This is a genomic window from Asanoa iriomotensis (assembly GCF_016862515.1).
In the GTDB taxonomy this organism is placed as follows: domain Bacteria; phylum Actinomycetota; class Actinomycetes; order Mycobacteriales; family Micromonosporaceae; genus Asanoa; species Asanoa iriomotensis.
Window position 1 is genome coordinate 91,288 of the sequence record NZ_BONC01000033.1, and the last position, 6,490, is coordinate 97,777.

General features: G+C 72.9%; 6 protein-coding genes. 3 read left to right on the forward strand and 3 right to left on the reverse strand.

Going from position 1 to position 6,490, the window contains the following annotated elements; genetic code table 11:
- Positions 1-47: 47 nt before the first annotated feature.
- The 3 genes from Air01nite_RS23005 to Air01nite_RS23015 all read right to left on the reverse strand — a co-directional run bounded on the left by Air01nite_RS23005 (position 48) and on the right by Air01nite_RS23015 (position 4,506).
- Complete coding sequence (locus Air01nite_RS23005) at positions 48-1,445, reverse strand: HoxN/HupN/NixA family nickel/cobalt transporter (RefSeq protein WP_203705079.1); 1,398 nt, start codon at positions 1,443-1,445, stop codon at positions 48-50.
- A 26-nt stretch (positions 1,446-1,471) separates the two neighbouring features.
- The gene (locus Air01nite_RS23010) at positions 1,472-2,785 is read right to left on the reverse strand and encodes a tetratricopeptide repeat protein (RefSeq protein WP_203705081.1); all 1,314 of its coding nucleotides are present in this window, start codon (positions 2,783-2,785) and stop codon (positions 1,472-1,474) included.
- A gap of 62 nt (positions 2,786-2,847) precedes the next feature.
- Complete coding sequence (locus Air01nite_RS23015; RefSeq protein ID WP_203705082.1) at positions 2,848-4,506, reverse strand: DUF4331 domain-containing protein; 1,659 nt, start codon at positions 4,504-4,506, stop codon at positions 2,848-2,850.
- A 132-nt stretch (positions 4,507-4,638) separates the two neighbouring features.
- On the opposite strand from Air01nite_RS23015, the gene Air01nite_RS41625 reads away from it, so the two are divergent.
- The 3 genes from Air01nite_RS41625 to Air01nite_RS23025 all read left to right on the forward strand — a co-directional run bounded on the left by Air01nite_RS41625 (position 4,639) and on the right by Air01nite_RS23025 (position 6,467).
- Entirely contained in the window at positions 4,639-4,773 is a 135-nt protein-coding gene (locus Air01nite_RS41625; protein ID WP_275408301.1) for a hypothetical protein, read from the forward strand.
- Positions 4,774-4,783: 10 nt separating this feature from the next.
- Positions 4,784-5,119 (forward strand): DUF488 domain-containing protein, encoded by a 336-nt coding sequence (locus tag Air01nite_RS23020; protein WP_203705083.1) that lies wholly within the window; start codon positions 4,784-4,786, stop codon positions 5,117-5,119.
- A 190-nt stretch (positions 5,120-5,309) separates the two neighbouring features.
- Entirely contained in the window at positions 5,310-6,467 is a 1,158-nt protein-coding gene (locus Air01nite_RS23025) for a hypothetical protein (RefSeq protein ID WP_239090897.1), read from the forward strand.
- Positions 6,468-6,490 lie beyond the last annotated feature (23 nt).

The following is a 6,490-nucleotide window of genomic DNA, read 5'->3' on the forward strand; positions in this document are numbered from 1 at the left end:
TCTGATGGGGAATGATTCCGCTCCGGTCGTCATGGTCGCCACCCCACTCAGACGATTGTGGAAAACGCGCGCCCGGCCAGGCCGAGCCCGACCACGACGATGAGGGCGGCGGTGGCCGACGGCGCCGCCCGCTGCCACCGCCGCAGCCCGCGCAGGCGCCCGGCGAACCGGTCACGGACCCGGATCAACAGCAGGCCCGCGGCGGTCAATGTCGCCGCCATGCCCAGGCCGTACGCGAAGACCAGCAGGATGCCGAACGCGGTGCGGCCGAGCGCGATCGCGCCGAGCAGCACGATGAGCGCGGACGGACTGGGCACAAGCCCGCCGGCGACACCGATCCCGGCGATCCCCCACTTGCCCGGCCCGTGCTGGTGGCTGTGCCCGTGGTGGTGGCTGTGCCCGTGTTCGTGCCCATGGTCGTGGTCGTGGTCGTGGTCGTGGCCATGGTCGTGGCCGTGGCCGTGGTCGTGCGCCTGGCCGCGGCGGCGCAGTCCCGAGACCAGCGCGCCGACCCCGATCGCCGCCACCAGCGCTCCGCTCGCGACACCCAGCCAACCCAGCACCGACTCCCCGGCGATCCCGGCGAACGTGGTCAGCAGCAGTCCGAGCGCGATCACCCCACCGGTATGGGTCAGCGTCACCGTCGCACCGACCGCCACCGCGTCGCGCGTCCGACCCGCCCGTCCCGCCAGATATGCCGCCATCACCGTCTTGCCGTGCCCCGGCAGGGCCGCGTGCGCCGCACCGAGCACGAGCGCCAACAGCACGGCCAGCAACCCGACCAGCGGCGTCAGCCGCGCGCCACCCACGACGGAGTCCAGCCACCGCTCGGCACCGGCCAGCGGCCCGCTCAGCCCGAGCGGCGCGGCCCCGGACCCGCCGCGCGCCGGCGCCGCACCCGCGGCCGCGGCGGATCCGTCCAACACCACCGAGAACGCGGCGGTACGCACGTCCGGCGGCGACGAGAGCAGATCATCCGGATAGCGCCGCAACTCGGCACTGATCGTGGCGCTCGGCACGGACGACCCGTCCAGCCGCACACCCGCACCGGTCGCGGTCAGCTCCCGCCACCCGATCCGATCGGCGCGGAACCCGTTGTCGACGGTCACCGCGACCGCCTCGGCCGGCAGCCCGACCGGCGCGCTCAGCCGGCATTCCAGCCGCGTGGTCTGCAACCCGCCGGCCCCGTCGGCCATCGTCAGCGACGACCCCTCGACCATCCACGTCAGACGCTCGTCGGCAACGGTCACGGCCAGCGCGTCAGCCGCCTCGGTGCACGTCGGCGACGGGTCCTGCAACGTCGGCAGCTCCGCCACGTCGGCCACGACGACGGCGTCGACCCGGTCCGGATGGAACGTCAACCCGGCATACCGGTTGACCGAGAAGTTGCCCAGCGGGTGCGCGGCCGCCGGAGCGGACGGCAGCGCCAGAAACCCGACGAACATCAGAACACCGAGAACCAGCCAGCGCCTCACGGCCGCGCCTCCAATGCGGACAGTGCCCGAGCGGCCGTAGGCCCGTCGACGGGCGAGAAGTAAGGATTGATCGCGCGCACCTGCCGCAGCGCCGCGAGCGCCCCGGCCTGGTCACCGCTCGACAACAGCGTCACGCCCAGGTGGTACGCGTACCCGGCGTTCCGTGACGACGCCGCGACCGCCTGCCGCAGCAAGGGCAGCGCCTCGGCGTCCCGGCCGGCGCGGTGCAGCGACCAGCCGTAGACGTCGGCCACGTCGGCGAACGGCCGCCGCTGCCACTCCGCCGCCGCGAGCCGCACGGCACCGGCGGCATCGTCGCGGGCCAGTGCGATCTGGGCACCGGTCAGGTCGTCCTGCCCGCCGTTGGCGACGAACAGCTTGTGCGCCGCGTCCGCCAGGGTCAGCTGCCGCGCGGCCGCGGTGGCGTCGCCGGCCAGCCGCAGCAGCGTCGCGTACTCGAGCAGGGTGTCGGGTGTCGGCGTCCGGGACGCGACCGCACCGGCGTCGGCGACCGCGGTGGCCAGGTCACCGCGGGCGGCGGCCACCCGGGCCTGCCCGCGCCGCAGGGCGAGATAGGACGGGTCCGCGGCCACGCCGGCCGCGTACTCCCGCTCGGCGCTGGCCAGATCTCCGGTGGACCAGGCGAGGTCGCCGAGTTGGTTGCGGCAGAAGGCGATGTCGGCCGGATCGGCGGCGGCGTCCAGTGCCCGCCGCATCAGCTCGGTGGCCTCGGTCACCGACCCGCGCTGTTCGAGGTCGTAGGAGGCGCGGGCGTACGCGGCGAGCCCGGGCCGCAGGTCGAGCATCTTCTGGATCGCCGCCGTCGCCGCGGCCGGCGCGCCGAGCTGGGTCTGCGCGTCGGCCAGCACCCCGTACGCGTCGGCGTTGTATGGGTTGGCGCGCAGCGCGTCGGTGGCGTGCTGGCGGGCCGCCGCGAACTCGTGCCGCGCGTTGGCGAGCGCACCGAGGCCGACCAGCGCGGTCGCGTTCTCCTCGGGCCGCACGTCCAGCGACCGCCGCAACGCCCCTTCGGCCTTGGGATAGAGGCTCGGGTCGGCGGTCACCCGGGCCTGCTCGACGTACGCGAGCCCGAGCGCCGCCCAGGTCTCGTGGTCGCGCGGCAGGTCCCGCAGCCGGTCCTGGGCCCGGGCGATGGTCGAAGCCAGCCGGTCGGCGGGTGCCGCGGCGGCCGGCGCGGCGGCGGTCCGGGTGGCCGGTGCCGGCGAGCGCAGGCCGAACAGCGCACCGATGCCGAGCAGGGTGACGGTGGCCACCGCCACCACCACGAGTGTCCGAAGAGGATTACGCATCGCCGGAGTCCCTTCCTTCCAAGGCGGGGCGCGCCCCTGACGGGACGCGCCCCGAGCACCAGCTAGAGCTTTACGGTGTCGTCCGAGACAGCGGGTTCCGGTCGGCGGCGCCGGTACCACCAGGTCACCAGCACCAGGGCCAGCAGGAGCGTGCCGATCACGGCGATGGAGAGCACCGAGCCCATGCCCATGTCGTCGGACGCCGCGGCGGCGGCCGGCGAGAGGGCCGGTGCCGGCGAACCGTCGTCACCGGGCTGCACGGTCGCGCCCGGGCCGGCGTTCGCGTTCGGGTCGCTCGACCCGGCTGCGGCACCACCGTTGACCGCGCCCACGTTGGGCAGGGCCACGTACGGGAACTGGTCGCCGAACTGGTTGTCGTTCCCGTCCACCTTGTCGCCGGCGGCGAGCGCGTCGACGAGCTGACCGGTCTGCGCCGCACCCTCGACCGCCTGGATGGAGATGTCCACCGCGTCGTCGGTCAGCCGGCGGCCGTTCGGGAAGCCCTGCAGGTCGCCACCGAGCACGCCGAGCCGGTTGGGCTGGTCGGCGACCGGGACGCCCAGGTTGAGCCGGAGCATCTCGGAGGGCCGGAACCGCTTGGGGTTCACGTCCTTGTTGTTCAGCTGCGAGTTGAGGTCGGCCTTGATCGGACCGTTGGCCTTGGTGGTGATGCCGGTCAGGAAGATCTCGACCAGGTCGTTGCGCGGCGTCGCCGGCGCGGGCACGCCGTAGATCTGCTCGATCAGCTTCGGCAACTCGGGGTCGGTGACCCGCTTGACGACGGCCGGGATGCCGGCGTCCTTGTCCGGGGAGATCGAGTTGAACGCGTCCTTCAGGTTCGCCGGCACGACGACCTCGTTGACCAGCGGGTTGCCGAGCCGCGAGACCTGCACCCGCTCGCCGCGGATGCCGTTGGTGCTCTGGCCGGTGACCCGCACCTTGGCGCGGTCGGTGGTGGTCCAGATGCCGACGACCGGGTTGCGGTTGGCGTCGCCGCGCAGGGCGACGTCCTTGAAGGGCACCTGCAGCGCGATGGTGTTGACGTTGTAGCCGGCCAGCGTGTCCTGACCGGTCTCGCTCAGGTCGCCGCCGTACAGCAGGTCGAAGACCCGCAGGTCGAGGAAGAACGGGTCGTCTGCCTGGCCGGCGAACAGCTTCCAGCCACCGTCGAGCTGGATGGTGGCCTCGTCACGGAGCTTCTGGTAGTCCGGCATCGAGGCGTTGCCGATGCGGGACGGCGCGACCGGCGCGTTGCTGATCCGGGTCTTGAACGGCCCGCCGTTGAACGACGACTCGAGCGTGTAGGTCTGCTTGAACAGAAGGTTGGGATCGTCGAACGAGTCGACGGGCCCGTTGTTGTAGAGGAACGTCGAGCCGCCGCGCTTGTCGACGTTCTTGAACGTCCACCGGAACACCGCGTCGGCCTTGGCATCGCCGTCGTTGTCGATGTTGATGTTGTAGGCCGCGTCCGTCGCGAACGGGTAGAAGTTCGGACCGCCGTTGGGCTCCTCGAACGGGATCCAGTTGGCCACGAACGTCACGTAGTCCGGCCGCTCCGGGCTGACGAACGCGTACAGGTCGGTGTTGTCGGCGGCCGGATCGCTGGCGATCAGCGGCGCCTCGCGGTGGCTGGACGCCACCGACGTCTGCGGCCCGAAGGTCGCGAGCGCGATGCCGCTCACGGCGAGCGCCGCGAGGATCGCGCGGGTCTTCCTGGTCATCTCTGTCCTCCCGTCAGGGGGTTCCTGCGCGAGGACTTCGGTGCGGCCCAGGGCGTCGGACTGGTCGGAGTCGGGTTGCCGTCACCGACCAATCCGCCGGCCCCGCTGCTGCGAATAGCGGCATCCGCAGGAGTGCGGCGTCGGTTTCTGGTCATCGACGCCGACGGGGCGGCCCGTTCGGATCACCAGCCCGACCAGCCACTCCAGTTCGCGATGAACCGGATCAGCGAGGCCGAGTTCGAGGCGGGCTGCGCCGGGCCCGCCTAGGTTGGGAGACATGCGGCTGCGACGGGTGTACGACGAGACGGGGCCCGACGACGGCACCCGCGTGCTGGTCGACCGGATCTGGCCGCGCGGCGTACGCAGGGGCAGCTTCGACGAATGGCTCAAGGACGTGGCGCCCTCGACGGAACTGCGCGACTGGTACGGCCACGACCCGACCAAGTTCACCGAGTTCCGCCGCCGCTACCTGGCCGAGCTGAAGCTACCCGCCCAGTCGCGGGCGCTGGCGCAGCTCCGGAAGCTCGAGAAGAGCGGCACCGTCACCGTGCTCACCGCGACCAAAGAGGCCGACATCAGCCACGCGAAGATCCTCGTCGACCTGCTGCATTAGGTCGTGTCTCGTGGATCAGGGCGCCGCGCCGCCGGGCCCAGGCGGACCACCCTGATCCACGAGACACGACCTAGCCGCGCCACACGATCGGGTTCACCACCTGTCCCTCGGACCAGCGACAGGTATTTCCGGCAGCGTGGCGTGCTCCTAGTGTCGACCAGCGTCCCTCCGACCTGGTGGCGGTGACCCCATGACCAGCACCCTTCCTGTCCGCACCGAGCCGCCGATGGCACTTACGCCGCCGGCCGCCGAACCTGTCGCGACGCCCGTCGGTGGCCCGGCCCGCTCCGGTTGGCGGGAGGCGACGCTGACGCGGGCCAAGGAGATCGAGTCGCTCGCCGAGTGGATCCGGGCCGGCGCGACCGAGCGTCCGCCGGGCTGCGAGGTGCTGCTCGACGCGATCCGGGCCCACCTGGCCGCCGCGCGCGGTGCCGCGCTGCGCCGGGGGCGCGGCGGCGCGCCGATCGAGCGGGCCCGCACCAACCTGGACGCGGCCGAGGCCCTGCTGCTCGACATCGCGCCGCCCTGGTACCTGCTCGGCACCATCCCCAGCGTGCTCGGCCACGCCCAGCGGCACCTGATCCCGACGGACCCGCGCCGCCGGCAGATCGAGCGGGTCGCGCAGGCCCTCGGCATCACCAACTCGCAGCAGCGGGTGACGTCCGAGGAACGGCTGGTCATCGTGGCCCGCGAGCGCGGCTCGATCGCGGCCGTGCTGCGGGCGGCCAGTTCGGCGGCGCATCGCGAGCTGGTGCGCCTGCGCAGCTTCCGCAACGTGGTCGTGGCCACCACGGTCGTGCTGGCGACGCTCGTGGTCGCCGTGGCGGTCGCGGGGTTCGTGCGGCCCGAGATGGTCCCGCTCTGCTTCGCACCCGAGGACGGCGGCCAGGCGATCGTCGTCTGCCCGACCCGGCAGTCCGCTCCGTTCCCGGCCGCGGCCCGGTCGGCCGACGCCAGCCTGGCGCAGAACATCGACCTGGCAACCGCCGGCACGGTACGGCCGTACGACGCGCTGCTGATCCTGGTCATCGGCCTGATCGCGGCGGCGGTGGCAGCGGCGGCTGCGGTGCGCGGCATCCGTGGCTCGTCCGAGCGCTACGGCGTGCCGGTCGCGCTCGCCCTCCTCAAGCTGCCGACCGGCGCGCTGACCGCGTTCCTCGGCCTGCTGCTCATGCGCGGCCAGTTCGTGCCGGGCCTGAGCGCCCTGGACACGTCGGCGCAGATCCTCGCCTGGGCACTGGTCTTCGGCTACGCGCAGCAGTTGTTCACGCGCCTGGTCGACCAGCAGGGCCACGCGGTGCTGGACTCCGTGCGCGGCGCCAACACCGCGCCGGTGACCCCGCCGTAGGACGCGGCGGGCGGGCGCCGAAG